The sequence below is a fragment of the Dactylosporangium sp. NPDC006015 genome, assembly GCF_040614215.1.
GTDB lineage: Bacteria > Actinomycetota > Actinomycetes > Mycobacteriales > Micromonosporaceae > Dactylosporangium > Dactylosporangium maewongense.
Genome location: NZ_JBEXUD010000015.1, coordinates 1 through 24,785, shown reverse-complemented (window position 1 = coordinate 24,785; position 24,785 = coordinate 1). Strand labels below are relative to the sequence as shown.

Here is a 24,785-nt window from a genome sequence, read left to right as displayed (position 1 = left end):
GCTTCATTCCGGGCGCAGCATCGGCACGAGGAACTGGCGGGCGACCGCCGCCAGCTGCTCCTCGTCGTCGAGGTCGACGACCTTGCTCGGGATCGCGAGGAACGACGCGGAGACCCGGACCATCATCTCGGCGACGAGGTCGGCGTCGAGGTCGCCGGGCAGGTTGCCGGCGCGCTGCTCCTGGCGCAGCTGCCCGGCGACGAACTGCCGCACGGTGGCGAGGGTCTGCCCGCCGTCGCCGAGCATCGACGGCATGAGCAGGTCGGGCTCGGCGGCCATGAGCCCGCCGATGAGCGGGTTGCGCCGGATCGCCCGCAACGAGCTCACGAACCCGAACACGACCCGGTCGGCGACGGTCTCGGCCTGCTGGATGTCGGTGAGGAACACCTCGAAGTAGCGCCGGAACTCGCGGCGCACGACGTGCTCGACGAGGAGGTCCTTGGTGGCGAACCGCCGGTAGACGGTGATCCGGGAGACGCGGGCCCGCCGGGCCACGTCCTCCATGGTGGAGCGCTGGATGCCCATGCGGCAGAACTGCTCGTAGGCCGCGTCGAGGATGCGGCCGCGGGCCTCGTCGAGGTCGTCGACGCGCTCGACGGCGTCGAGGTAGGCACGCTCCAGCAACGACTGGTCCGGGTCCACGATCACCTCCTGCTGGTGCCGATTCTGCCCTGCCCGGCAGTCGATGTCACTGGATGCCTTGTGATTGCCGACACCATGTGTTGTCATCGATGATACACGGACGCGGGATGCGTTTCATCGTATCACCGCCGGTCCGGTACTCGAAGGAGGCGAAGGCATGGGCAACATCAGCCGGCGCAAGGTATTGACCACCGGCACTGCATTGGGTGCGCTCGGCGCGCTGAGCGTCGCCACGCCGGCCTGGAGCTGGTCGCCCGCCGGGTCGGTGGCCGGCGCGGGACCCGGCGCCGACCCGCGCTGGGTGTGGGACGACGAGGCCGACCCGCTGGTCGCGTCGCTGCTCGACCGCGGCGACGTGCCGCAGGTCAACGCGCTGCTGCGCACCTGGAAGAAGAACGGCCAGCCGCTGCCCGACGGGCTGCCGGCCGACCTGCGCGACTTCATGGAGCGGGCCCGCCAGCTGCCCGCGTGGACCGACCAGCGCAAGCTGGCCCTGGCCGTCGAGTTCAACCGCAAGCGCGGCCTCTACCTCGGCGTCCTGTACGGCCTGGCCAGCGGCATGATGAGCACCGTCATCCCGCACGAGGCCCGGGCCGTGTACTACTCCCAGGGCGGCGCGGACATGAAGGACCGCATCTCCAAGACCGCCAAGCTCGGCTACGACATCGGCTCGCTCAAGGCCTACCAGCCCGACGGCGAGATGATCGTGACCTGCGTCAAGACCCGCCTCGTCCACGCCGCCGTGCGCCACCTGCTGCCGCAGTCGCCGTACTGGCCGGGCGCCGCCGACGAGCAGATCCCGATCAGCCAGCGCGACATGATGGTCACCTGGCACAGTCTGCCCACCACCGTGATGCAGAAGCTGGCCGACTGGCGGGTGCCGATCCCCGCCGCCGAGTCCGACGCGTTCCTGCACTCGTGGCAGGTCGGCGCGCACATGCTCGGCATCCGCGACGAGTACATCCCCGCGTCGTGGGCCGAGGCCAACTCGCAGGCCGCCCAGGTCCTCACCCCGGTCCTGGCGCCGACCCCGGAGGGCATCAAGCTCGCCGACATCCTGCTCAGCCTGGGCGCCGTCGTCGACGCCGGCATCCTCACCAAGCCGATCCTGGGCTCCTTCACCCGCTTCATGCTCGGCGACCAGATCGCCGGGTGGCTGCGGATCCCGCGCGAGCCGGTCTGGGACTCGCTGCTCAAGGTCGCCTGGGGGCCGTTCATCGCCGTCCGCGAAGGGCTGCTGCCCTTCCCGCTCGCCCCGCAGGCGTACTGGCTCTTCGACGAGTTCCTGCGCAAGGCGGCGCTGCTGTTCCTGTCCGAAGCCGGCCCGATCAGCATCGAGATCCCGCAGACCAACCGCCCTTCATGAATTGGACATCATCGATATGACGGAATTGAGCAGACGCAAAGTGCTGATGGCCGGCGGCGCCCTCGGGGCGCTCGGCGCGCTGAGCGTCGCGACGCCGGCCTGGACCTGGGCCCCCGAAGGGTCGATCGCCGGCGCCGGCGTGGGCGCCGACCCGCGCTGGGTGTGGGACGAGGAGGCGGACCCGCTCGTCGCGTCGCTGCTCGACCGCGGCGGCGTCCCGGAGGTCAACCGGCTGCTGTGGGACTGGACCCGCAACGACCAGCCCACGCCCGCCGGCCTGCCCGCCGACGTGAAGGCGTTCATCGACCACGCCCGGCAGCTGCCGGACTGGGCCGACCGCGGCAAGCTCGAGGCCGCCGCGACCTTCAACAAGTCCCGCGGCCTCTACCTCAACCTGCTCAACGGCGTCGGCGGCGGCATGCTGAGCACCGCCATCCCCAAGGAGGCCCGCGCGGTCTACTACTCCAAGGGTGGCGCCGACATGGAGGACCGCGTCGCCAAGACGAGCATCCTCGGCTTCGCCGTCGGCGCGCTCAACGCCTACCGCCCCGACGGCAACTGCATCGTCAACGCCGTCAAGACCCGGCTCGTGCACGCCGCCGTCCGGCACCTGCTGCAGCAGTCCCCGCACTGGGACGGCACCATCCCGATCAGCCAGGAGGACATGCTCGTCACCTGGCACACCCTGCCGACCTTCGCGATGCGCAAGATGCGCGAGTGGAAGGTGCCGATCCCCGCCGCCGACGCCGAGGCCTACCTGCACGTCTGGCAGGTCACCGCGCACCTGCTCGGCATCCGCGACGAGTACATCCCCGCCACGTGGACCGCCGCGAACGCCCAGTCCGACCAGGTCCTGCCCCGCAACATGGGACCGACCCCGGAAGGCGTCATCCTCACCGACGTCCTGCTCGGCCAGCTCGCCGAGCAGACCAGCCCCGGCAGCGTCAGCCGGCCGCTGTGCAACGCGCTCGCCCGGTACCTCGTGGGCAACCAGGTCGCCGACTGGGACGCCATCCCGCGCGAGCCGGTGTGGGACCCGCTGATCGCCACCGTCTGGCCGCCGCTCGTGAAGTTCCGCGAGGGCCTCATGCCGCTGCCGCTCGTCCCCGCCGCCGCGTGGGTCGTCGACGAGGCGGTCCGCCAGTACATCCTCTTCTACCTCACCAAGGGTCAGGAGACGAAGATCGAGATCCCCACCATCAACCGGCCGTCGTGAGCGAGGGCATCCGGCGGCGGCAGTTCATCGGCTTCGTCGTCGCCGCTCCTGTACTGGTGACCGCCGCCGCACTGGATGCCCCGGCACCCGCCGCTGCCGCCGCCGACATCACCGACATCGTGGACCTCAACGACCTCATGACCGTGGCCGCCCTGCCGACCTCGGGCCTCATCTCCGTCGAGGTCACCCCGGACGGCACCGTGTCGTTCGCGCTGCCCCGCGCCGAGGTCGGGCAGGGCATCACCACCTCCACCGCCATGCTGATCGCCGAGGAACTGTCCGTGCCGCTGGAGCGGGTGCGGGTGACGCTCGCCGACGCCCGGCCCGAGCTGCTGTTCAACCAGCTGACCGGTGGATCCAACACCACCATCGCCACCTACACGCCGATCCGGGTCGCCGCCGCGATCGCCCGGACCCGGCTCCTGCAGGCCGCCGCGGTGTCCTTCGGCACCGCCGTGGCCGACCTGACCCTGCGGGCCGGAGTGATCACCGATCGCTCCGGCCGGCACGTCGACATCGGAGCGCTCGCCGTCGCGGCGGCGAGCGCCCGCACCACACAGATGGCGGTGGAGCTCACCGCCCGCGAGAGCTTCACCGTCATCGGCAAGCCCCACAACCGCGTCGACGCCCGTGACGCCGTCACCGGCCGCAAGCGCTTCGCCATGGACCTCGACGTCCCCGACGCCAAACCGACCATGGTCTGCCGCCCGCCGACCATCAACGGCAAGGTCGGCTCGGTCGCCAACCTCGCCGAGGTCCAGGCGATGCCCGGCGTCACCCACGTCGTCGTCATCGGCACCGGCGTCGCCGTCCGCGCCCAGACGTTCGGCCAGTGCATCGACGCCGTCCGCGCCCTGCGCGTCACCTGGCGGCCCGGCACCGCCGAAGGCAAGTCCGACCAGACCATCCGGCAGGAGCTCGCCCTCGCCGAGCTGCCGATCGGGCTGCGGCCGCCGACCCCGGTCGTCGACGCCCGCTTCACCTTCCACTTCCGCAACAACAGCGCCCTGGAGCCCAACTGCGCCATCGCCGACGTCCGCGCCGGCCGCGCCGAGATCTGGTCGGCGCTCAAGGCACCGATCGTCGCCAAGCAGGCGATCGCCGCCAAGCTCGGCCTGCCGGCCGGCGCCGTCACCGTCCACGTCACCGAGGGCGGCGGCTCGTTCGGCCGCAAACTGTTCTTCGACGCCGCCCTCGAGGCCGCCGAGGTGTCCCAGAAGATCGGCCGGCCGGTGAAGCTCATGTGGCACCGCGCCGACGACTCCCGCCAGGGCCGCGTGCACCCGATGGCGACGTCGCGGGTGCGCGCCGCGTACCTCGGCAACACCGTCCTCACCTACGACCAGCGGCACACCAGCGTCGCCACCGACCTCAGCCACGGCCTCGGCGAGATCATCACCGCCTTCGCCGCCCGGCTGCCCGTCGGCGACATCGGCTTCTCCGAGACGTTCTTCCAGCTCAGCCAGACGATGTCCTACGACTTCGGGGTCACCAGCCGGCTGCTCAACGAGACCGACAAGGGCTTCAACACCGGCAGCATGCGCAACGTCTACTCACCCGACGTCACCTGCGCCCGTGAGCTCGTCGTCGACCAGCTCGCCGCCCGCATGGGCCGGGACCCGTACCAGTTCCGGCGGGCCTTCCTGCGCGACGACCGCTCCCGCGCCGTGCTCGACCGGGTCGCCACCGCCGGCGGCTGGGGCCGTTCCCTACCGGCCGGCGTGGCGCAGGGCATCGCGTTCCACGCCGAGTACAAGGCCGTCAGCGCCGTCCTCGTCGAGCTCGACTGCCGCCCCGCCACCGTCAACCGCCCCGTCCGCGACGGCGTCGCCGGTCCCCGCGTCACCCGCGCGGTGGTCGCCGTCGACGTCGGCCTCGCCGTCAACCCGCGCGGGCTGGAGGCGCAGATGATGGGCTGCGTCATGGACGGCATCGCCCTGGCGCTGACGTCCAGCCTGCACCTGCGCGACGGGTACTTCCTCGAGGCCAGCTGGGACAACTACTTCTACACCCGCCAGTGGAACACCCCACCCGACCTGCAGGTCATCGTCATGCCCAGCACGTCCGACCAGCCCGGCGGCGCCGGCGAGCTCGGCGTGGCCGCCTCGATGGCCGCGGTCGCGTGCGCCTACGGCCGGGCCACCGGCACCATGCCGACCACGTTCCCGATCAACCACGGCACGCTGTCCTTCACCCCCAAGCCGACCGTCCCGCCGATCCCGCCGTCGCCCACCGACGGGCTTGCCTAGGAGCCGCTCGCATGCCCCAGCACACCTTCCGCGTCAACGGCTCCCAGGTCACCGTCGACGCCGCCGACGACGAGCGCCTGCTGTGGGTGCTGCGCGACCTCCTCGGGATCACCGGCCCCAAGTACGGCTGCGGCATCAACGTCTGCAAGGCCTGCACCAGCCACCTCAACGGCCGGGCCGTGAACCCGTGCGCCATCCCGGTGAAGGACCTCGCCCCCACCGACGAGGTCACCACCATCGAGGGCCTGGCCGCCACCGCCGGCGGCGACCTGCACCCCATGCAGCAGGCGTGGCTCGACCACGACGTGGCCCAATGCGGCTACTGCCAGCCCGGCCAGATCATGGCCGCCGTCGACCTCGTCCGCCGCACCGCCGCCGAGGGCCGCGACATCACCGACGCGGACCTCGACACCCTGCGCAACATCTGCCGCTGCGGCACGTACCCCCGCATCCGCGCCGCCATCAAGGACGCCGCGAAGCGAATGTAGCCCTCGTCAGCTCGGGCACTGGATCGACAGGGCCGCCATCGCCGCGTTCGCCTTGGTGTAGATGTCGCCGATCTTCACGCCGTCGTTGCGGGCGGTGTACTGCTTGAGCTCGCTCACCAGGTTGGCGAGCGGCTGCCGCAGCTCGGCCTGCTGCACCTTGCCGGCCGGCGGCTCCAGCGCCGCCAGACACTCCTTGCCGATCGCCAGCTCCTCGTCGATCGAACTGAGGAATGCGACGTTGTCCTTGCCCTTGCTGAGGGCGATCGGCGGCTACGCGGCGAGGGCGGCGAGGAGGTTGTCCACCGCGGCCTCGGCCGCGCGGCGTGAGCTCTCGGCCGTGGCCGCGCCCAGGTGCGGCGTCGGCACCACCCGGGGCTGACGCAGCAGCTCGGAGGGCTCCGGCGGCTCGCGGTCGAAGGCGTCGACCGAGTAGAGCGCGATCCGCCCGGCGCGCAGCTCGGCCAGCAGGGCGGCCTCGTCGACCAGCGTCGAGCGGGCCGTGTTGAGCAGCACCACGTCGTCGCGCAGCAGGGCCAGCTCGGCCGCGCCGAGCAGCGGCCCGTCCGGGGACGGGGGCACGTGCAGGGACACGACCTCGCTCGTGCGCAGCAGCACGTCGAGAGACACCAGCGGCACGTCCGCGACGTCGACGAACGGGTCGTGGGCCATCACGGTCATGCCGAGCCCGCGGGCCAGCCCGGCGAGGCGGCGCCCGATCGCGCCGTAGCCGACGATGCCCAGGCTGCGCCCGGCCGCCTCCCGGCCGGTGCTGCGCTGCCACGTGCCCGAGCGCAGCGCTTCGGCCGCCTCGGGCAGGCCGCGCAGGCCCATCAGGGTCAGCGCCAGGGCCAGCTCGGCGACGCCCTGCGCGTTGGCGCCCCGGGCGGTGATGACCCGCACGCCGTGCGCCTCCGCGGCGCGCGCGTCGATCGCGTCGCTGCCGGCCCCGTTGCGGCTGATGACGCGGAGGCGGTCGGCGCGGGCCAGGACCTCGGCACCGATCGGCTCCACGCCCGCGACCCAGCCGACCACGCCGGGCACCGCGTCGAGCAGTTCCTCGGTGGTGGGCTGGCGCCCGGGCGACGGGGTGACGATCTCGTAGCCGGCGGCGCTGAGCCGGTCCAGCGCGGGCGAGCCCGCCGCCGACATGCTGCGCGGCGTGACCAGGACCTTCATGCGGCCACGACCGGCGCGACGGGGTTGAGCACGCGGATGAGGCGGGTGACCTCGGCGGCCATGACGTCGCGGGCGGGCGCCACGTACTTGCGGGCGTCCATGAGTTTCGGGTCGGCCTCCAGGCGGGCGCGGACCACGGCGGTGAAGCACTTGTTGAGGTGGGTGGCGATGTTGACCTTCGTCATGCCGGCGGTCACCGCCCGGGCCAGCGTCTCGTCGTCGACGCCGGAGGAGCCGTGCAGCACGAGGGGCACCGGCACCCGGGCCGCGATCGCCGCGACCAGCTCCACGTCCACGACGGCGTTGCGGGTCGCCATGGCGTGCGAGGTGCCGACGGCCACGGCCAGGGAGTCCACGCCCGTGTCGGCCACGAACGCGGCGGCGTCGCCGGGGTCGGTGCGTACCCCGGGGGCGTGCACGCCGTCCTTGCCGCCGACCTCGCCCAGCTCGGCCTCGACCGCGACCCCGGCGGCGTGGCAGAAGGCCACGACCTCGCCCGTGACGGCCCGGTTGCGCGCGTCGTCGAGCCGGGAACCGTCGAACATGACCGAGGTGAAGCCCAGGTCGACCGCCTCGTGGACCAGGTCGACGTCCTCGGCGTGGTCCAGGTGCAGCACGACCGGCACCGTCGCGGCCTCGGCGAGGGCCCGGGCGGCCAGGGCCAGCGGGCGCAGGGAGCCGTGGTAGCGGACCGCGTTCTCGCTGATCTGCATGATGAGCGGCGCCGTGGCCGCCTCGGCGCCGGCGACGAGCGCCTCGGCGTGTTCGAGCAGGGTGGTGTTGAAGGCGCCGACGCCGTGCCCGCTGGCGCGGGCGGCGGCGAGGATGGGGCGTGGATCAGCGAGGGGCACGGTGGAACTCCAAGAGCGTTATGTGACTTCGGACTGGGCCCGCACGGCCGCGCGGGCGGCGTGGAAGCGGGCCCGGGGCAGGGCGTAGTCGGCGGCCGCACCGGCGCGCGGGGCGACGACGTCGGCCTCGCCGGCCTCGGTGCCGGCGGCCAGCGGGGCGGTCGAGTCCCAGGCGCCGATGCCGAGCCAGCCCAGGGCCGCCGCGCCGAGCGCCGCGCAGTGCTGGGCGTCGGCGGGGCGGGTGACGGGCCGGTCGAGCAGGTCGGCGAGGACCTGGAGCAGGAGGGCGCCGCGGGCGCCGCCGCCGACGGCGGTGATCGGGGCGCCGGGCGGCGCGCCGGCGAGCATCACCGCGGCGGCGTCGGCCAGGCTGAAGCCGATGCCCTCCACGACGGCGCGGGCGACGTGGCCCTGGGTGTGGCCGAGGTCGAGCCCGAGGAACGCGCCGCGCACGGAGGGGCCGCCTTCCACGACGGTGCCGCCGGCGAGCGTCGGCACGCAGGTCAGGCCGGCGGCGCCGACGGGGGCCTCGGCCGCCTCGGCCAGCAGCGCGTCGAGGTCGCCGTCCCGCCCGAGCAGGCCGGCCAGCCAGGTGAGGCTGCTGCCGCCGCCGAACGTGGACAGCGCCGAGACGTACAGGCCGGGCAGCACGTGGTCGAAGACGAACGGCCGCTGCACGGCGTCGAGGACCGGCTCGGCGCCGGCGACGGTGACCCAGTTGGACGAGCCCAGGGAGAGGTACGCGGCGCCGGGCCGGTCCAGGCCGGCGCCGAGGGCCATGCAGGAGTTGTCGACGCCGCCGGCCACGACGGGCACCCCGGCCGGGATGCCGGTCTCGGCGGCGGCCGCCGCGGTGACGGTGCCGACGACCGCGGTGGAGGCGACGATGTCAGGCCACCAGCCGGCCGGCACGCCGAGCGCCGTGAACACGTCCGGGCGCAGGGTGCGGGTCAGCAGGTCGTAGGCGCCCGACCCGGAGGCGTAGCTGGGGTCGGTGGCCTGCACGCCGGTGAGCCGGGCGTTGATCCAGTCCTTGCTGCCCAGGATGCGTGCGACCCGGGGGCCCAGCGGTGTCCCGGACCGCAGCCAGGCCGCCTTGAACACGGTGTACATGCCGGCGGGGAAGCCGTTGCCCGTGGACGCGTACCAGTCGTGCTCGGCCAGGTGCCCGAAGAAGGCCGTCGCGGCGGCCTCGCCGCGCACGTCCGACCAGATGGGCACGGACTCCAGCAACAGCGCGCCGTCCGTGTCGACCGGGACCATCGCCAGGCTGTGCCCCGACAGCGCCACGGCCCGGACCCGGTGCCCGGACAGCGGCAGCCGGCTCGTCGCGGCGGCCAGGGCGGCCCACCAGTCGGCCGGGCGCTGCTCGTGGCGACCCGGGGCCGGATAGTCGGTCGGGTAGGCGACGAACGCGGTGGCGAGCACGCGCGCGGAGGCGTCGACGAGGGCGGCCTTGCAGCCGCCGGTGCCGAGGTCGAAGGCGAGGACCACATCAAGCGTCGTCATGCGCGCGGCATCCCCGATCGCATCCGGGACAGCCGCGTCTTCATGGTGCGGATGTCCTCCAGGGCGGACTCCTCGCGGCGCAGCAGCACCATCGTGGCGAGGATGTCGACGACGACGAGCTGGGCCAGGCGCGAGATCGTCGGCGTGTAGACGTCGGTGTTGTCCAGCGACTCGACGAGGATGGCGATGTTGGACAGGTCGGCCAGCGGCGACGGGCCGCCGGTGATGCCGATGACGGTGGCGCCGCGCTCCCGCGCGACGCGCACGGTGTCGAGGATGGACACGGTGCGGCCGGTGTTGGAGATGGCCACGAACGCGGTGTCTGGCCGGCTGGTCGAGGCGGCCAGGAACTGCTGGTGGGTGTCGATCTGGGCCGAGCACGGCACGCCGAAGAGCGGGAACTTCTGCTCGGCGTCCATCGCCACGATCCCGGACGCGCCGAGGCCGATGAACACGATGTTCGAGCAGGAGGCGAGGGTGTCCACGGCCCTGCCGATCGCGTCGAGATCGAGGTGGCGGCGCACGTGGTCCAGCGAGGTGATGGAGAAGTCGAAGATCTTGCCGACCGTGGTGGCGGTGTCGTCCTGGGCCTCGATGACCGACTGGGTGGCCGGCACGCCGAGCGCGACGCTCTGCGCCAGCTGGATGCGGAAGTCGTGGAAGCCGTCGCAGCCGATGGCGTTGGCGAAGCGCACGATCGTGGGCTGGCTGACCCCGGCCGCCTCGGCGAGCTCGGCCAGGGTCATCTGCACCACGCCGCGCGGGTTGGCCAGCACCACGTCGGCGACCTTGCGCTCGGAGCGGCGCAGCTGGTCGAGGTGCTGGTTGATCCGGACGAGCACGGGGCCGCCGGCCGGGCCGTTCATCGACGCCCCCGCAGGATCATCGTGGCGCCGTGCACCGGCAGCTGGACGGTGACGCCGAGGCGCCCGGCGAGGCCGAAGTCGAACCCGGCCGGGTCGGCGGAATTGAAGGCGAACATGCCCCAATGATGTGGGACGAGGGTGCCGATCCCGGCGGCGGCGCACAACCGCACGGCCTCCTCGAAGGTGAAGTTGCCGGGCACGCCGTTGTCGCGGCGGTGCGCGTCGCGCCCGTTGACCGGCAGCAGCGCCACGTCGACGGCCATGGACCCCAGCCACTCGGCCAGGCCGTCCCAGGGCGCGCAGTCGCCGGAGTGGTAGACCCGGGTGCCGGCGGCGTCGATGACGTAGCCGAGGAACCGGTCGTCGCCGTGCTCGTCGAGCTCGCGCTCCTCGTGGGCGGAGGGCACCGCGCTGATCGCGAACGGGCCGTAGCCGGTCTGCTCGCCTGCGCGCAGCGGGTCCAGCCGGGACGCGTCCGCGCCGCTGCGGCGCAGTGCCTCCCCGATGACGGCGCGCGGGCAGACCAGGCGCAGCCGCGGCTGTCCTGCCATGAGCGGGGTCAGGGTCGCGGGGTCCATGTGGTCGGTGTGCGCGTGGGTGCACACCACGGCGACCAGCGGCGGCAGCTGCCGCGGGGCGAGCGGGGCGGGGCGCATGCGGGTGTGCGGGAACAGGCGCCCGGCGTACTTCTCGGCGAGTGAGTCGGACAGGTACGGGTCGACGGCGAGGTGCGCCACCCCCGCGGTGAGCACGAACCCGGCCTGGCCGAGCCAGCGGGCCAGCATGGTCACCGGACCTCCTGCGCCGCGGCGTAGAGCCGGTCGAAGCCGGCGCCCTCCGTCGGCAGGCCGAGGTCGAAGACGGCGTCGATGGCGCGGGTCCAGCCGTGCACGAAGTACCGCCACCCGTCCTCGACGGTGAGCGCGTCGGCGGCGGCGCGGGCCCGGGCCTGGCGCAGGAAGCCCAGCTCGCCGCGGTAGTTGAACTCCCAGACCGCCCCGCCGCGCGGGAAGACGGCCGCGTCGGTGAGCGGCGAGCCGGGCCGGTCCTTGCCCATCCCGGTCGCGTTGACCACGAGCGCGCCGGGGGCCAGCTCGGCCAGCAGCGCGTCGTGGTTGTCGCCGCGGGCCAGCAGGCGGGACTGCCAGGCGATGCCCGGGTCGCCCCCGGCGGTCGCCTTGACGATGGCGGTCAGGCGCTCCTCGGCGATGTCGGTGACGACGACGCTCGCGGGGGCGTCGGGGCCGGACCGGTGGGCGAAGTAGTCGCACAGCGCGAGGGCGGCGCCGCCCGCGCCCATGACGAGCACGTCGCGCCCGGCGAGGGCGGGCACGATCGCGTGCAGTGACAGCTCGCTGGTGATGGTGTCCAGCGCCAGTCCGTCGATGCGGCCGTCGCCGGCGACGAGGGCGCTGACTTCGTGCAGCCGCGCGGCGTCGCCGTTGACGCCGCGCAGCTGGTCCTGGGTGGCGGCGTAGAGGTCGAGCTTGTGGGTGGTGACCAGGGCGCCGCGGGAGAGGGGATCGTCGCGCAGGTGGGCCACGACCGCGCGGTAGTCGGCGGCGGGCGCACCGACGGGGATGTCGATGCCGGTCAGGTCGACGCCGTCGAGGCCGAGCAGGGGGCGCCAGGCGGCGAAGACGCGGTGGATGGCGGAGGAGCCGGTGGTGACGCCGACGAAGTACATGGTCGGCGCGGTGGCAGGGACCAGGGTGGCGGGGGTGAGGACGGTGGGCATCAGGCGCCGGCCTCGGCGACGAGCCGCACGGCGACGGCGGTGTTGATGCCGAAGCGGGTGGCGCCGGCGGCGATCAGCGCGCGGATCTGCTCCAGCGAGCGGACGCCGCCGGAGGCCTTGATCTCGGGCCCGGGGCCGGCGGCCGCGCGCATGATCTCGACGTGCCGCGGGGTGGTGGCCACGCCCTGCCAGCCGGTGCCGGTCTTGAGCGAGGTGGCCCCGGCGTCCAGGGCGGCGCGGGCGGCGTCGCGGAGCTGCCCCTCGTCGAGCAGCCCGACCTCCAGGATCACCTTCACGGGCACCGCGCCGCCGACCGCCGACAGCACCGCCGCCACGTCCCGGCCGGCCGCGGCGAGCTCGCCCGAGCGCACCAGGCCGATGTTCATGACGACGTCCATCTCCTGTACGCCGGCCTCGATGAGCCACCCTGCCTCGGCGACCTTGATCGGGGTGGCCGAGCCGCCGGAGGGGAACCCGACCGGCGAGCCGGCGTTGGTGGTGGACCCGGCCACCAGCGGGCGCAGCACCGGCAGCCAGGACGGCAGCACGTGCGCGGCCACGAAGTCGCCCTCGAGGGCGTGCCGGGCAAGGGCCTCGACGTCGGCGCGGCCGTGCTGGGCCTGGACCGCGCTGATGTCGACCATGCGGGCCAGGGCGCGGCCGGTCAGCTCATCGGGCGACATAGTTGGGGTTCTCCTTCAGGCGCCATTCCCCGGCGTCGTCGACGGCCAGGTGCCGCATGCCGCCGGCGCGGGCGATGATGCCGTAGTCCTGCCCGGCGTCGGCCGGGTAGCAGAAGACGGTGACCAGGTCGGTGTCGCCGACGTTGACGCTGCGGTGGATGTGCACCGGCGGGACGTAGGCGATGACGCCCGGCCGCAGCTCGGTGACGACGGTCTGCCCGTCGAGCGTCTCCATCAGCATGAGGCCGTGCCCGGCCAGGCAGTGGTAGATCTCGGTCCGGTCGTGCTGGGCGTGGATGTGCCCGCGGGTCATGTGGAACTCGTCGCCGACCTTGCCCGGCGAGAGCGTGGAGATGCCGGTGATGAGGTCGCCGGCCGCCTCGGACGGGCGGAACTCGTCGACGTGGTAGATGACCCGGTCGGCCTCCTGGGCCAGGCGGGCGGCGAACGCCCCGGCGTCGGCAAAGAGGCCGTCGAGGTCGGCCAGCCTCTTCTCGTACCGGCCCGTGCGGTTCGTCAGCCCGTCCGGCGTGACGACCAGTTCGGGGCCGCTGCGCACTTCGCTCACCGTGCTCCTCCGTCGTACGTGGTGCTTGCTGGCTTCAGTTTGTAGCAAACTTACAAGACCGTGTCACGTGGAAGTTGAATCCACTACAAAAAGCCACCTCGAATGTAGTGAAGTTCCACGATATTGCGACCGGCTACCTGGCTAAAAGCCCATGTAACCGGACATAAGCGCACACAAATTCGGGCGGAGCTGACACGCGTACGTAACGATCACAAAATCTTGCGTTGACAACTTCCGGACCGGATGTAGTGTGGCTCCACAAGTGATGTGGGTTCACCCACAACCCCCACACGGAAATCCACAGGGCACTCCGTGCGGACGGCAGGGAAGGGAGGTGGCGCGATGCAGGCGGCCGAGCGCCGGCGCGAGATCACCGAGATCGTCCGCAGCAGCGGGCGCGTGCAGGCAGCCGAGCTGTCGAGCCGCTTCTCGGTCAACGCCGAGACCATCCGCCGCGACCTGTCAGCGCTGGAGGCCGCGGGCGACCTGCAGCGGGTGCACGGCGGCGCCGTGGCCCGCGCGACGCTCGCCGCCGAGGGACGCGTCTCCAACCGGATCGCCGAGCGGCGCGATGAGAAGATCGCCATCGCCCGGGCCGCGGCCGAGGAGATCCCGCCCTTCGGCGCCATCTTCATCGAGGCCGGCTCCACGACGGGCCACCTCGCCGCACTCCTGCCGGACCGCGGCGACCTGCTCATCGTTACCAACGCCCTGCAGATCGCCCTCGCCCTGACCGACCTGGGTCACTCCACGGTGATGACGATCGGCGGCCGGGTGCGCCCGGCAAGCTACGCCGAGGTCGACACCTGGGCCCTGGAACGCCTGGCCGGGCTGCGCTTCGACGTCGCGTTCGTCGGCGCCAACGCGATCGACCTGGCGTGGGGCCTCTCCACGCCCGATCCGGCCGAGGCGGCCGTCAAGGCGGCCATCCTCGCCTCCGCGCAGAAGTCGGTGCTGCTCACCGACAACAGCAAGTTCGGCCTCCAGGCCGCCTGCCGCTACGGCTCGATCGAGGACATCGACCTCGTCGTGACCGACAGCGGCCTCAGTCCCACCGTCGTCGAGGAGATCCGGGCCCTGGGCACCGAGGTCCGCCTCGCCGGCGGCTGAACCACGACCCCCCGAAACACCGCATCCCAAGGCCCCGCACGGCCGCATGGGCGCACACACCCCCTTGGAGGACAGATGAACCTACGCACCGGGATCCGGTCGGTCACGCGCGGCACCGCCGTGCTGGTGGCCGTCGCGATGCTCGCCGCCGCCTGCGGTGGTGGCGATGACAGCAAGGCCGCCTCCGGCCCGTCCGACGTCATCAGCGGCCGGCCCGCGCCGACCGACCAGAAGCCCAGCAGCCAGGTCAAGGTGGCGATGATCGGCTTCGCGAACAACCCGTACTGGGTGTCGGTGAAGTCGGGAGCGGACTACGCCAACCGGGTGCTCGCCTCCCGCAACGGCAAGGTCGACTGGATCGTCGCCGGCGACAACATCGACGTGCAGACGGTGTCGAGCGCGATCAAGGGCGCCGACGCGCAGGGGTACAAGGGCATCGGCTTCTTCATCGCCGGCGAGGGCAACTGCGCCGACATCAAGACGCTGTCGGCCAAGGGCAACAAGCTCGGCGCGTACAACACGCTGTTCGACTGCGTCGGCTCCTCGGGCGGCACGGTCAACTACGCGCAGGAGCAGTACAAGGCCGGCCAGACCGCGGCCAAGGAGATGATCAAGGCGACCGGCGGCAAGGCCGGCAAGGTCGGCATCATCGTCAGCCAGTTCACCGCCCCGGGCTCCGAGCAGCGCCGCAAGGGCTTCGTCGACGGCCTGCAGGGCTCCAGCCTGACCCTCGTCGGGCAGGGCGTGGAGGCCAAGGACTCCGCCTCCAACACCTTCACGGCCGCGCAGAACTACCTGCAGTCCAACTCGGACCTGGTCGGCATCTACGCCACCGCCGGCGGCCCGTTCGGCGCCGCGCAGGCCGTCGCCGCCGCCAAGAAGCAGGACACGGTCAAGGTCATCGGCTTCGACATCACCACCGAGAACATCGACGCGATCAAGAACGGCTCGATGTACGGCGTGATCGGCCAGGACGCGTTCGGCCAGGGCTACAACGTCGCCATCCAGCTGTACAACGCCGCCGTCACCGGCAAGAACCCGGACCAGGTCAGCCAGGAGGCCGAGGCCCCGTTCGTGACCAAGGACAACCTGGCCCAGCACGACCCGTCCTCCGTGCCGCTGGGCACGCCGGGCGCTTCCTGACCGGCAGCACCTGAAGGTTGTGGCAAGCATGACGACCACTGAGAAGCCGGCGGCCCTCGAAGTCGCCGGCCTGGCGAAATCGTTCGGTGCCGTCCGGGCCGTGCGCGACGTGTCGCTGGCCTTCCCGGCCGGGCAGGTCACCGGGCTGCTCGGCGAGAACGGCGCAGGCAAGTCCACCCTCATCCGGCTCTGCTCCGGCGAGATGCGCCCCGATCGCGGGCGGCTCACCCTCGCCGGGCAGGAGGTGAGCTTCGGCTCGCCGCTCGAGGCGATCGCAGCCGGCGTCGTCGTCGTGCACCAGGAGCCGCTGCTCATCAGCGAGCTCACCATCGCCGACAACCTGTTCCTCTACGACCTCGGCGAGCGGCCCGCCTACGCGGCCGCCCGCCGGGGCGAGAACGTCGCCCGGGCCCGCGAGCTGCTGCGCGACCTGGGCATGACCGACTACCTGCCGGACCCCGCGACGCTGTGCCGCGAGCTGTCGGCCGCGTCGCGGCAGATGGTGGACATCGTGCGGGCCCTGTCCCGCCAGCCCAAGGTGCTGTTCCTCGACGAGCCCAACTCCAGCCTCACCCACGAGGAGTCGGAGCGGCTGTTCAGCGTCGTGCGGCGGCTACGCGCCGACGGTGTGGCGGTGGTGCTGGTCAGCCACCGCCTCGCCGAGGTGTTCTCGATCGTCGACCACGTCATCGTGCTGCGTGACGGCACGTTCGTCGCGGCCGGCGACCCGACCGAGATCAACGAGCAGCGGGCCGTGGCGCTCATGGCCGGCGAGCGCAAGCGGGCCGTGGTCGCGGAGACCGTCGCGGAGCGCCGCGACGCCGTCGCGCACGCCCGGGACGCCGAGGTCGCGCTTGAGCTCGCCAACCTCTCGGGCGAGGGCTTCGCCGACGTGAGCTTCGCGCTGCGCCGCGGCGAGATCCTCGGCATGTCCGGTCTGGTCGGCGCCGGGCGCACCGAGATCGCCGAGGCGGTCATCGGCGCGCGGCGCATCAGCGGCGGCCGGGTCCTGGTCGGCGGCCGCCCGGCCCGCATCTCCGGCCCCGGGCGGGCCCAGAAGCTCGGCATCGCCTACGTCGCCGAAGAGCGGCGGACCGAGGTCTTCCACGCCCAGACGGTCGGCTACAACCTCACCGTCCGCATCCTGTCCACGCTCGGGCCGTTCGGCTTCGTGTCGGCCCGGCGCACCAACGCCGCGGCGCGCGAGCTCACCCGCCGCTTCGGGGTGAAGACCGCCTCCACCGAGGCGCCGATCACCTCGCTGTCCGGCGGCAACCAGCAGAAGGTGCTGCTGGCCCGCGCCCTGGCCGCCAAGCCGCGGGTGCTGATCCTCGACGAGCCGACCCGCGGCGTGGACGTCGGCACGAAGGCCGAGATCTACGCGACCCTGCGCGAGCTGGCCCACACCGAGGGCCTCGCCGTGTGGTTCATCTCCTCCGAGCTCGAGGAGGTCGTGGAGCTGGCCGACCGCGTCGTGGTGGTCCGCCAGGGCCGGCTGACCCTCGACGCCCCCAACACCGCAGGACCGCAGCCCATCGTGGCCGCCGCCATGGGATCGACCGAAGGATGAGCATGTCTGCCCCCACCGTCACCGCACCGGCCCCGCCGCGCAGCCGCTCCGCGAAGGACGTCGCGCGCGCGGTCTTCAAGCGGCAGGAGACCGGCCTGCTCGGCGTGATCATCCTGCTGGGCTTCGTCGTCAGCCTTCTCAACAGCAACTTCCTGCGCACGGACAACCTCTACAACGTCCTGCAGACCGTCGTCGTGGTCGGTGTCATCGCCGTCGGCCAGACGTTCGTGCTCATCGCCAAGGAGATCGACCTGTCGGTCGGCTCCGTGCTGGCGCTGTCCGCGGTCACCGCCGGCTCCGTCTACGGCAGCGGCGCCAACCCGTGGATCGCCATGCTCGCCGGCATCGCGGTCGGCGGCGTCTGCGGCCTGCTCGTCGGCACCGTCGTGGTCATCGGCCGGGTCAGCTCGTTCATCGTGACCCTCGGCATGCTGTCCATCGCCCGCGGCCTCACCCAGCTCGTCACCGGCGGCCTGCCCCAGTCGATGCCCTCCGAGCTGTCATTCATCGGGCAGGGCCGGGTGTTCGGCGGCGTCCCGGTCAGCGTCATCATCTTCATCGTGCTGGTCCTCCTCGGCCAGCTGCTGCTCACCCGCACCGTCTTCGGCCTGCGGGTCACGGCGATCGGCGACAACGACGCCGCCGCCCGCACCGGCGGCATCCCGGTCGGGCGCACCCGCATCCTCACGTTCGTGCTCATCGGCCTGCTCGCGGGCCTGGCCGGCATCATCTTCTCCACCCAGGTCGGCGTCGCCGAGGCGCAGGCCGGCACGGGCTACGAGCTCGACGTCATCGCCGCCGCGGTCATCGGTGGGGCCAGCCTCTCCGGCGGCCGCGGCTCCATCATCGGCGCGTTCCTCGGCGCCTGCCTGCTCGGCGTCCTGCGCAACGCGTTCATCCTGCTCGCCCTCTCCCCGTTCCTGCAGCAGCTCAGCATCGGCCTGGTCATCGTCCTGGCCGCGCTGTTCGACCAGGGCCGGCAGGGCAACCTGCGCCACCTGAGCCCGGCCGCGCTGCGCCAGCGCTTCCTGTCCGGCCGCTGAGCCGGCTCCGTTCTCCGAAAGGACCCTGACATGAAGCCCCAACCCTTCCGTGTCCACGACCAGCGGGTCGTCAAGGCGTTCGTCGAGGCACGCCGCTCCCACACCGCCGACGAGCCGCGCCTGAAGTTCGGCTGGAGCAACTGGGGCTTCGGCACCGAGGAGCTCGGCGTGTCGGCGCAGCGGCTGGCGAAGTACGGCGTGCAGTACATCGAGCTGCACGGCAACCTGTACTCCGACGACTTCGGCTACAAGCCCGACGCCACCCTCAAGACCCTCGGCGACCACGGCATCACCGTCTCGGGCATCTGCGGCATGGTCACCCCCGACCAGGAGTTCGCGCACAACAAGCCGCACGTGCGCGCCCGGGCCGTGGAGTACTTCCGCCGGCAGGCCGCCTTCACCCAGGCCGTCGGCGGGACGTACCTGCTCTTCGGCGCGGGCTCGGTCGGGCGCCCGGCCGCGTTCGACTCCTACGAGATGGAGCGCTCGGCGAGCACCATGCGCCACGTCGCCGACGACTTCGCCCGGGCCGGCATCCGCGGCGCCGTCGAGCCGATCCGGCCCGAGGAGACGAGCGTCGTGCACACCTTCGAGCAGGCGCTGCGGCTGCTCGACCTCGTCGACCACCCGGCGATCTCGCACATCAACGGCGACACTTACCACATGCTCAGCGGCGAGCTGCACATCGGCGCCACGCTGCTCGACCACGGCCACCGGATGCTCAACCTGCACCTGGCCGACACCAACCGGCGCGCCCTCGGCCACGGCCTGCTCGACCTCGACGTCATCATCATGGCGTTGTACGCGATCGGCTACCAGCGCGGCGACAACTACTGCTCGGCCGAGCCGCTCGGCGCCGGCGGCAACCCGTACGCGGCGATGAACCTGCCGCCGCAGGCCGACAGGCTCGACGAGCTCGTCCGGGTCACCGCGCAGACGTTCCGCGAGCGGGAGCAGGAGGTCCTCGCGGCCTCCGACGAGGAACTGTTCGCGCTGTACCAGATCGACGGCGAATAGTGACAGGCTTCACCCTGCACGTGGTCTGCCCCAACCCGGCCCTCGACCGGCTGCAGGTCGTCGAGCACTTCGCGCCGTTCGAGGTCAACCGGGTCGTGGACGTGCAGAGCCTCCCCGGCGGCAAGGGCATGATCGTGTGCCGGGGCGCCCGGCGCCTCGGCGCCACGGTCGCCGCCCACGGCTTCGTCGGCGGCTTCGTCGGCCAGGTCATCCGCCGCGGCTGCGAGGAGATGGGCGTCGCCGACCGGCACATCGAGATCGCCGGCGACACCCGGGTGACGCCGGTCGTCATCGAGCGGGCCACCGGGCGCTCGACGGTGCTCAACGAGCGCGGTCCCCAGGTCACCCGCGGCGAGCAGGAGCAGCTCGCCGCGGGCCTGGCCGCCGCGGTCCGGCCGGGCGACGTGGTCGTCTCCACGGGCAGCCTGCCGCCCGGGTGCGCGCCCGACCTGCACGCCGTCGTCGCCCGCGTGGCCCTGAGCCACGGAGCGACCGCCCTCGTCGACGCCCACGGCGACGCCCTCGCCCGGGTCATCGACGACGCCGGCACCCACGGGACGCGTGGCGGCCGGCTGGTGATCAAGCCCAACGCCCACGAGCTGGCCGGCATCCTGGGCCGCGAGCTGTCCGACCCGGCCGACCTGCTCGCCGCCGCGCGCGAGCTGCACGCCGCGACCAGCGCCACCCTCGTGGTCACCAGCGGCGCAGGCGGCGCGGTCTGGGTCGGCCCCGGCGAGCAGCTCACCGCGGACAGCCCGGCGGTCGACACGGTCAACGCCACCGGCTCCGGGGACTCGTTCCTGGCCGGGCTCGCGGTGGCACTCGGCCGCGGCGAGACGCCGGAAGCGGCCCTGACCCTGGCGGCGGCGATGGGCGCGGCCAACGCGGCCTCGCTCGCCCCGGACGTCGACCCGGACCTGGTCGCCACCCTCCGCGAGCGCGTGACGGTCTCCAAATGAGCTTGTTCCTCGGTGTCGACATCGGCACCACCCGGACGAAGGTCGGCTGTTACGACGTCGAGGCCGGACGGCTCATCGCGCTGTACTCGGCGCCGACCGAGGTCAGCGACGACGCGTGGGGCGGGCGGCGCGACGCCGCCCGGCTCACCGCGGCGGTGGCCGGGCTGCTGCGGCAGCTGCTGGACGACCCGGCCGTCCGCCCGCAGGCCGTCGCCGGCATCGGCGTCGGCTCCGTCGGCGAGGAGGTCGTGATGCTCGGCGCCGGCGGCGAGGTCACCGCCCCGGTGCCGGCCTGGTTCGCCGGCCACGGCCGCGAGGCCAAGCCGCACGCGGGCGAGGCCTGGGCGGGCGTCGACGACACGTTCTCCGTCTTCAAGCTGCTCTGGCTGGACCGCGCCGGCCTGCTCGGCGGCGCCCGCACGTTCACCTCCCTCGCCGACTTCGTCGCCCGGGACCTGCTGGCCGACCCGTCCGCGCCGGTGTTCCTCAACGTCTCGCACGCCTCCCGCACCGGCCTGCTCGACGTGCGGGCCGGCACCCTGGACGAGGCGGCCCTGCCCTCCCTCGGCCTGAGTGCCTTGCGCCTGCCCGCCCTCACCAGCAGCGCCACGGTCGTCGGGCACACCTCCGGCGCCGGGGTCCTGCCCCGGGGCGTCGCCGTCGTCACCGGCGGCCACGACCACATGTGCGGGGCCTTCGGCTCCGGCGTGCGCAAGCCCGGCGACGTCTACGTCTCGGCGGGCACGTCGGAGGCGCAGGTGCTGCTCGTCGACGCCCTGCCCGAGCGGGTCGACGCCGGGATCGACGTGGGCGTGTTCGTGGCGGGCGGGCTGCGGTACCTGCACCGCGCCACCCCGTCCGGCCGGTTCTACCAGTCGTGGCGGCGGATGCTGTACGCCGAGCAGCCCGACGACGTCATGTGGTCCGAGGTCGACGCGGCCCTGGACACCGTCGGTCCGGCCGGCATCGACTCGGACGCGCGCACGGTGCGCCCGGCCGCCCTGCCCATGGACGTCACCCGGGCCCAGGCCATGGCCAGTCTCCTCAAGGGCCTGGCCGTCGAGGCCGACGCCACCACCACCCGTCTCGGCGCACTCGGCGGCACCCGTATCGCGGACGTGACCGTCGCGGGCGTCGCCGCCGGCTGGGCTCCCTGGCGCCGGCTGCGCCAGGACGCCACCGCGCGCCGGCTGCGCTTCGTCGCCGAGCCGGAGGCCACCGTCCTCGGCGTGGCCGCCCTGGCCCGGCTCGGCGTCACCGGCGCGGCAGACGTTCCCACCCGAATCCTCGCGAAGGACCCCGCCTCATGAGCAGCATTGTCGATGTCGTCGGCGGCAACCGGATCGTCCCCGTGGTCGTGCTGGACGACCCGGCCGCCGCGGAACCCCTGGCCGACGCCCTGGTGGCCGGCGGCCTGCCGATCGCCGAGGTCACGTTCCGCACGGACGCGGCCGCCGCGGCGATCGCCCGGATGGCCAGGCACGGCGGCGTCACGGTCGGCGCCGGCACGGTCACCACCCCGGCCCAGGTCGACGCGGCCGTGGCGGCGGGCGCCACGTTCGTCGTCTCCCCGGGCCTCAGCGCCGCGGTCGTGTCCCGGTGCCGTTTCCACAACGTGCCCGCCCTGCCCGGCGCCACCACGGCGACCGAGATCATGGCGGCGCTGGAGCTGGGCGTCGACGTGCTGAAGTTCTTCCCCGCCGGCACGTCCGGCGGCGCCCGCGCGGTGGCCGCGCTCGCCGCCCCGTTCGCCCAGGTCCGCTTCGTGCCGACGGGCGGGATCGACGCGTCGAACGTGCGGGACTACCTCGCCGTGCCCTCGGTCCTGGCCGTCGGCGGCAGCTGGATGGTGCCCCGCGCATCCATCGCCGCCGGCGACTTCGCCACGGTGACCGCCCTCACCGCCGAGGCCGTGGCCGCCGCGGCCTGATCAGAGCAGGTTGAGGAGCCGTTCGGCCTGCTGCTCAAGGGTGCCGGGTGGGTTGCGGTGTTCGGCGGGGCCGCCGGGGCGGAGCATGTGCAGCCAGAAGACGGCGTAGAGCCGACGGGCGTCGAGCAAGCGGTCGCCGTCGAGGTCGAACGTGGTGAGGAACGCCGTCCAGTCGGCGCGCCGGGCCGCGAGGTGTTCGACCAGGTCGGCCAGTTCGAACTCGGGGTCGGACCGGCCGGCGTCCTCGAAGTCGACGATCCGGATGCGCTGCCCGTCCCACAGGTAGTTGGCGAGGTTCGGGTCGGCGTGGCCCAGCACGGTGGTGCCTGCGGGGGCGAGGCGAAGGCCGGCCAGGAAGGACCGGGCGGCGTGGGCGGCCTCGCCCGCCGGGCCCGGCAGGTCCAGGCCGGCCAGGCGCCGCGTCATCAGCGCGTGGAGCTCGGCGGGGTGATCCCGCCGTGCGGGGAGATCGGCGCACGGCACCGACCACAACCGGCGTAGCGATCGGGCGAACGCGGCCTGCTGACCGGCGTCCAGGTCGTCGGTCAGTGGAGTGCCGGGCAGCAGGCCCATGGTGACGGCGGGTGGGTCGGCGTCCAGGTCGGCTTCGAGCGGCTCGGGCACGAGGTCGGGGCGTCGGGCGTGCACCCGGTGCAGCACGGCCCACTCCCGGCGGTGTTCCCCGCGCGACCACGAGACGTACCGCTTGATCAGTCGGCCCCCGTCGACGTGAAGATGGTGCGTCTGCGACACCCGTCGAATCTATGCCGTCAGGGGCTCCTCGTCGGGGTCCCAGGCGACGAGCAGGTCGAAGTGGCGGCGGTCGCCGGTGAGGGGCAGGGAGTCGAAGGGGATGCGGCCGTACAAGGTGAGGACCAGGTCGCTGGCGGTGGCGTGCAGGGCGGCGTCGGCCGGGGTCGGGGCCGGGGAGCGGGTGAGGCGGACGGCGTCGGCGGTGAGGGACAGGCGCCAGGAGCGGCCCTCGGTGGCGTGGTAGTCGAGGGTGGCGGGGGTGTGCGGCCAGTGGTAGGCGCCGGCGCAGCAGGTGGCGAGGAACTCGTCGACGCCGTCGAGGGCGATGGCGGTCGGGAGAGGTTGTGGGGCGCCGGTGGTGAGCTGGGCGTCGTACGTGTGCACGGCGACCTCCTGGAGCTGGTGGCGGGCCACGGCGCCACTGGTCTGCGGGGACTCCGAGTCCGCCCACCAGGTCCAGCAGCCGCGGTCGGGGCCGGCGGACCGCAGCGCGTCCAGCAGCTGCCGTGTCGAGGCGGCCAGCCAGGGCAGCAGGGCCGAGTGGTCCTGCGGCGCGGGTTCCGCCGGGACGGGCGGCGGCGGGGGAGCGGACGCGGGGCCGGCGGCGACGATCGACGCCCACTTGCGGCGGCCGTCGCCCAGGTGGTGTGCCAGGTCGAGCAGCGTCCACCCGGGACAGGTCGGCACCTGCGCGTCGAGTGCGGGCGCGGCGGCGACCACGGCGCTGAAGGCGGTGGACCGTTCGTCGATCAGCCGGAGCAGCTCAGGAAACTCCACCCGGGTTGTGTACCACCGGGCGAAGGGGACGGACAGCGAGTTTCGGGCGCGGCAGGCAGACTGTGATCATGGACGGGGATGTGTCGATGCGGGCGTTGCTGGTGCCGCCGGGTGAGGGCGAGCTGATCGACGTGGCGGGGGTGGAGCACCTGTTCCGCCTGACGTCGGCGCAGACCGGTGGGCGGTTCGGGTTCGAGGAGTTCACGCTCGGGCCGGGCACGGTCGGCGCGCGGCCGCACGTCCATCACGCGCATGACGAGTTCTTCTATGTGCTGGACGGGAAGCTCACGCTGCACGACGGCAGCGGCGAGGTCACGGCCGGGCCGGGGAGCCTGCTGGCCGCGCTGCGCGGGGCGCCGCACGGGTTCCGCAACGCCGGCGACGCGCCCGCGCGGGGGCTGTGCCTGTACACGCCGGCCGGGTACGAGGACTACTTCCGGCAGGTGCACGCGGCGGTCGCCAGTGGTGCGGAGGTCGACGACGAGATGCTCAACGAGTTCCGCGGCCGCTTCAACACCACCCCGCACCGGACCGCCTGAGCTACTCCTCGGCGAGCAGCCTCGCCTTCGGCAGGCCGCGCAGGGACCGCACCGGCAGGATCGCGGCGGCGACGGCCAGCAGCGTGCCGGCGAGGGCCGCGGCGGCGGCGACCGCGAACGAGGTGCCGGTGAGCCCGGAGCTGAGCAGGGCGGCGGTGCCGAGCGCGATGCCGGTGCCGGTGGTCGCGCCCAGGACGCCGAGGGCCAGCGCCTCGTATCCGGCGAGGCGGGCGGTCCACGCGTCGGTCCAGCCCACCGCGCCCAGCAGGGCGAACTCGGCGGCCCGTTCGCGGATGTTGACGTAGAGGACGTCGGCGACCGTGGCGGCGCCGAGCAGGGTGGTGAGTGCCGCCGCGATGTAGTCGGTGGCCTGCACCTGAACGGTGATCGCGTCGCCCAGGACCGTACCGGAGACGCTGCCGCGGAACGTCAGATTGATGATGACGAGGAGGGTCAGCGAGGCCACGCCGATCGCCAGGCTGGCCGCGCCGACGGCGGTGCGGCCGGGAGTGCGCAGGACGTTGCCGAGGGCGAGGCCGGCGATGCGCTGCGGGGCCCGGCGGCGGCGGGCCGACGCGACCGCGGGCCGCAC

At 73.1% G+C, this 24,785-nt stretch carries 26 protein-coding genes; 13 read left to right on the top strand and 13 right to left on the bottom strand.

Annotation, left to right across the window (positions count from 1 at the left end):
- Positions 1-3 precede the first annotated feature (3 nt).
- Positions 4-642, bottom strand: coding sequence for a helix-turn-helix domain-containing protein (locus ABZ321_RS26150; protein WP_344505438.1), 639 nt, complete (start codon positions 640-642; stop codon positions 4-6).
- Between the two features lie 157 nt (positions 643-799).
- Here ABZ321_RS26150 and ABZ321_RS26145 point away from each other — a divergent pair, with 157 nt between their 5' ends.
- The 4 genes from ABZ321_RS26145 to ABZ321_RS26130 are packed head-to-tail and all read left to right on the top strand — an operon-like array spanning position 800 to position 5,961.
- Positions 800-2,008: an oxygenase MpaB family protein gene (locus ABZ321_RS26145; protein WP_354895653.1), complete on the top strand. Its 1,209-nt coding sequence runs from the start codon at positions 800-802 to the stop codon at positions 2,006-2,008.
- Between the two features lie 16 nt (positions 2,009-2,024).
- The gene (locus ABZ321_RS26140) at positions 2,025-3,224 is read left to right on the top strand and encodes an oxygenase MpaB family protein (protein ID WP_354895650.1); all 1,200 of its coding nucleotides are present in this window, start codon (positions 2,025-2,027) and stop codon (positions 3,222-3,224) included.
- Complete coding sequence (locus tag ABZ321_RS26135; protein ID WP_354895647.1) at positions 3,221-5,473, top strand: molybdopterin cofactor-binding domain-containing protein; 2,253 nt, start codon at positions 3,221-3,223, stop codon at positions 5,471-5,473. Before ABZ321_RS26140 ends, ABZ321_RS26135 begins: the two co-directional genes overlap by 4 nt.
- 11 nt (positions 5,474-5,484) lie before the next feature.
- Entirely contained in the window at positions 5,485-5,961 is a 477-nt protein-coding gene (locus ABZ321_RS26130; protein ID WP_344505434.1) for a (2Fe-2S)-binding protein, read from the top strand.
- Between the two features lie 6 nt (positions 5,962-5,967).
- Here ABZ321_RS26130 and ABZ321_RS26125 read toward each other — a convergent pair whose 3' ends face one another.
- The 9 genes from ABZ321_RS26125 to ABZ321_RS26085 all read right to left on the bottom strand — a co-directional run bounded on the left by ABZ321_RS26125 (position 5,968) and on the right by ABZ321_RS26085 (position 13,352).
- Positions 5,968-6,117, bottom strand: coding sequence for a hypothetical protein (locus ABZ321_RS26125; RefSeq protein WP_344505433.1), 150 nt, complete (start codon positions 6,115-6,117; stop codon positions 5,968-5,970).
- Positions 6,118-6,231: 114 nt separating this feature from the next.
- Positions 6,232-7,137, bottom strand: coding sequence for an NAD(P)-dependent oxidoreductase (locus tag ABZ321_RS26120; RefSeq protein WP_354895643.1), 906 nt, complete (start codon positions 7,135-7,137; stop codon positions 6,232-6,234).
- On the bottom strand, positions 7,134-7,988 hold the full coding sequence (locus ABZ321_RS26115; protein ID WP_354895640.1) for a class II fructose-bisphosphate aldolase: 855 nt from the start codon (positions 7,986-7,988) through the stop codon (positions 7,134-7,136). Before ABZ321_RS26115 ends, ABZ321_RS26120 begins: the two co-directional genes overlap by 4 nt.
- 18 nt (positions 7,989-8,006) lie before the next feature.
- Positions 8,007-9,497 carry an FGGY family carbohydrate kinase gene (locus tag ABZ321_RS26110; protein ID WP_354895636.1) on the bottom strand — a complete coding sequence of 497 codons (1,491 nt, stop codon included), beginning with the start codon at positions 9,495-9,497 and terminating at the stop codon, positions 8,007-8,009.
- Positions 9,494-10,363: an SIS domain-containing protein gene (locus ABZ321_RS26105; RefSeq protein ID WP_344505428.1), complete on the bottom strand. Its 870-nt coding sequence runs from the start codon at positions 10,361-10,363 to the stop codon at positions 9,494-9,496. Before ABZ321_RS26105 ends, ABZ321_RS26110 begins: the two co-directional genes overlap by 4 nt.
- Entirely contained in the window at positions 10,360-11,148 is a 789-nt protein-coding gene (locus ABZ321_RS26100; RefSeq protein ID WP_354896114.1) for an MBL fold metallo-hydrolase, read from the bottom strand. The genes ABZ321_RS26105 and ABZ321_RS26100 overlap by 4 nt, the downstream gene beginning before the upstream one ends.
- A 2-nt stretch (positions 11,149-11,150) precedes the next feature.
- On the bottom strand, positions 11,151-12,101 hold the full coding sequence (locus ABZ321_RS26095; protein ID WP_344505427.1) for a hypothetical protein: 951 nt from the start codon (positions 12,099-12,101) through the stop codon (positions 11,151-11,153).
- Positions 12,101-12,784: a deoxyribose-phosphate aldolase gene (deoC, locus tag ABZ321_RS26090; protein WP_354895632.1), complete on the bottom strand. Its 684-nt coding sequence runs from the start codon at positions 12,782-12,784 to the stop codon at positions 12,101-12,103. Before deoC ends, ABZ321_RS26095 begins: the two co-directional genes overlap by 1 nt.
- A complete protein-coding gene (locus ABZ321_RS26085) occupies positions 12,771-13,352 on the bottom strand; it encodes a glucose-6-phosphate isomerase family protein (protein ID WP_344505424.1) in 582 nt (193 codons plus the stop codon). The genes deoC and ABZ321_RS26085 overlap by 14 nt, the downstream gene beginning before the upstream one ends.
- Positions 13,353-13,694: 342 nt before the next feature.
- Between ABZ321_RS26085 and ABZ321_RS26080 the strand changes: the two genes are divergently transcribed.
- The 8 genes from ABZ321_RS26080 to eda all read left to right on the top strand — a co-directional run bounded on the left by ABZ321_RS26080 (position 13,695) and on the right by eda (position 22,124).
- Positions 13,695-14,462: a DeoR/GlpR family DNA-binding transcription regulator gene (locus ABZ321_RS26080; protein ID WP_344505423.1), complete on the top strand. Its 768-nt coding sequence runs from the start codon at positions 13,695-13,697 to the stop codon at positions 14,460-14,462.
- Between the two features lie 75 nt (positions 14,463-14,537).
- Positions 14,538-15,605: a sugar ABC transporter substrate-binding protein gene (locus tag ABZ321_RS26075; RefSeq protein ID WP_344505422.1), complete on the top strand. Its 1,068-nt coding sequence runs from the start codon at positions 14,538-14,540 to the stop codon at positions 15,603-15,605.
- Between the two features lie 28 nt (positions 15,606-15,633).
- Positions 15,634-17,175, top strand: coding sequence for a sugar ABC transporter ATP-binding protein (locus tag ABZ321_RS26070; RefSeq protein ID WP_354895627.1), 1,542 nt, complete (start codon positions 15,634-15,636; stop codon positions 17,173-17,175).
- 2 nt (positions 17,176-17,177) lie between these two features.
- The gene (locus ABZ321_RS26065; RefSeq protein ID WP_344505420.1) at positions 17,178-18,218 is read left to right on the top strand and encodes an ABC transporter permease; all 1,041 of its coding nucleotides are present in this window, start codon (positions 17,178-17,180) and stop codon (positions 18,216-18,218) included.
- Between the two features lie 30 nt (positions 18,219-18,248).
- The gene (locus ABZ321_RS26060; protein WP_354895622.1) at positions 18,249-19,235 is read left to right on the top strand and encodes a sugar phosphate isomerase/epimerase family protein; all 987 of its coding nucleotides are present in this window, start codon (positions 18,249-18,251) and stop codon (positions 19,233-19,235) included.
- Positions 19,235-20,194, top strand: a complete 960-nt coding sequence (locus ABZ321_RS26055) for a hexose kinase (protein WP_344505418.1) — start codon at positions 19,235-19,237, stop codon at positions 20,192-20,194. Before ABZ321_RS26060 ends, ABZ321_RS26055 begins: the two co-directional genes overlap by 1 nt.
- Positions 20,191-21,504: an FGGY family carbohydrate kinase gene (locus tag ABZ321_RS26050; protein ID WP_354895619.1), complete on the top strand. Its 1,314-nt coding sequence runs from the start codon at positions 20,191-20,193 to the stop codon at positions 21,502-21,504. Before ABZ321_RS26055 ends, ABZ321_RS26050 begins: the two co-directional genes overlap by 4 nt.
- Complete coding sequence (gene eda / locus ABZ321_RS26045; RefSeq protein WP_354895616.1) at positions 21,501-22,124, top strand: bifunctional 4-hydroxy-2-oxoglutarate aldolase/2-dehydro-3-deoxy-phosphogluconate aldolase; 624 nt, start codon at positions 21,501-21,503, stop codon at positions 22,122-22,124. The genes ABZ321_RS26050 and eda overlap by 4 nt, the downstream gene beginning before the upstream one ends.
- On the opposite strand, the gene ABZ321_RS26040 is transcribed toward eda, so the two are convergent.
- Positions 22,125-22,877, bottom strand: a complete 753-nt coding sequence (locus ABZ321_RS26040) for an aminoglycoside phosphotransferase family protein (RefSeq protein ID WP_354895613.1) — start codon at positions 22,875-22,877, stop codon at positions 22,125-22,127.
- A gap of 9 nt (positions 22,878-22,886) precedes the next feature.
- Positions 22,887-23,654: a maleylpyruvate isomerase family mycothiol-dependent enzyme gene (locus ABZ321_RS26035; protein WP_354895610.1), complete on the bottom strand. Its 768-nt coding sequence runs from the start codon at positions 23,652-23,654 to the stop codon at positions 22,887-22,889.
- A 68-nt stretch (positions 23,655-23,722) separates the two neighbouring features.
- Between ABZ321_RS26035 and ABZ321_RS26030 the strand changes: the two genes are divergently transcribed.
- Entirely contained in the window at positions 23,723-24,193 is a 471-nt protein-coding gene (locus tag ABZ321_RS26030) for a cupin domain-containing protein (protein WP_354895607.1), read from the top strand.
- Position 24,194: 1 nt separating this feature from the next.
- On the opposite strand, the gene ABZ321_RS26025 is transcribed toward ABZ321_RS26030, so the two are convergent.
- A partial coding sequence (locus ABZ321_RS26025) for an FtsX-like permease family protein (protein ID WP_354895604.1) occupies positions 24,195-24,785 on the bottom strand: 591 nt, incomplete at its 5' end.

What these genes read in the sequence shown, in the direction of transcription:
- ABZ321_RS26145 (WP_354895653.1), top strand. Translation starts at nt 800, where the DNA reads ATGGGCAACATCAGCCGGCGCAAGGTATTGACCACCGGCACTGCATTG.
- ABZ321_RS26140 (WP_354895650.1), top strand. Translation starts at nt 2,025, where the DNA reads ATGACGGAATTGAGCAGACGCAAAGTGCTGATGGCCGGCGGCGCCCTC.
- ABZ321_RS26130 (WP_344505434.1), top strand. Translation starts at nt 5,485, where the DNA reads ATGCCCCAGCACACCTTCCGCGTCAACGGCTCCCAGGTCACCGTCGAC.
- ABZ321_RS26120 (WP_354895643.1), bottom strand. Translation starts at nt 7,137, where the DNA reads ATGAAGGTCCTGGTCACGCCGCGCAGCATGTCGGCGGCGGGCTCGCCC.
- ABZ321_RS26110 (WP_354895636.1), bottom strand. Translation starts at nt 9,497, where the DNA reads ATGACGACGCTTGATGTGGTCCTCGCCTTCGACCTCGGCACCGGCGGC.
- ABZ321_RS26105 (WP_344505428.1), bottom strand. Translation starts at nt 10,363, where the DNA reads ATGAACGGCCCGGCCGGCGGCCCCGTGCTCGTCCGGATCAACCAGCAC.
- ABZ321_RS26100 (WP_354896114.1), bottom strand. Translation starts at nt 11,148, where the DNA reads ATGCTGGCCCGCTGGCTCGGCCAGGCCGGGTTCGTGCTCACCGCGGGG.
- ABZ321_RS26095 (WP_344505427.1), bottom strand. Translation starts at nt 12,101, where the DNA reads ATGCCCACCGTCCTCACCCCCGCCACCCTGGTCCCTGCCACCGCGCCG.
- deoC (WP_354895632.1), bottom strand. Translation starts at nt 12,784, where the DNA reads ATGTCGCCCGATGAGCTGACCGGCCGCGCCCTGGCCCGCATGGTCGAC.
- ABZ321_RS26080 (WP_344505423.1), top strand. Translation starts at nt 13,695, where the DNA reads ATGCAGGCGGCCGAGCGCCGGCGCGAGATCACCGAGATCGTCCGCAGC.
- ABZ321_RS26075 (WP_344505422.1), top strand. Translation starts at nt 14,538, where the DNA reads ATGAACCTACGCACCGGGATCCGGTCGGTCACGCGCGGCACCGCCGTG.
- ABZ321_RS26070 (WP_354895627.1), top strand. Translation starts at nt 15,634, where the DNA reads ATGACGACCACTGAGAAGCCGGCGGCCCTCGAAGTCGCCGGCCTGGCG.
- ABZ321_RS26065 (WP_344505420.1), top strand. Translation starts at nt 17,178, where the DNA reads ATGTCTGCCCCCACCGTCACCGCACCGGCCCCGCCGCGCAGCCGCTCC.
- ABZ321_RS26060 (WP_354895622.1), top strand. Translation starts at nt 18,249, where the DNA reads ATGAAGCCCCAACCCTTCCGTGTCCACGACCAGCGGGTCGTCAAGGCG.
- ABZ321_RS26050 (WP_354895619.1), top strand. Translation starts at nt 20,191, where the DNA reads ATGAGCTTGTTCCTCGGTGTCGACATCGGCACCACCCGGACGAAGGTC.
- eda (WP_354895616.1), top strand. Translation starts at nt 21,501, where the DNA reads ATGAGCAGCATTGTCGATGTCGTCGGCGGCAACCGGATCGTCCCCGTG.
- ABZ321_RS26030 (WP_354895607.1), top strand. Translation starts at nt 23,723, where the DNA reads ATGGACGGGGATGTGTCGATGCGGGCGTTGCTGGTGCCGCCGGGTGAG.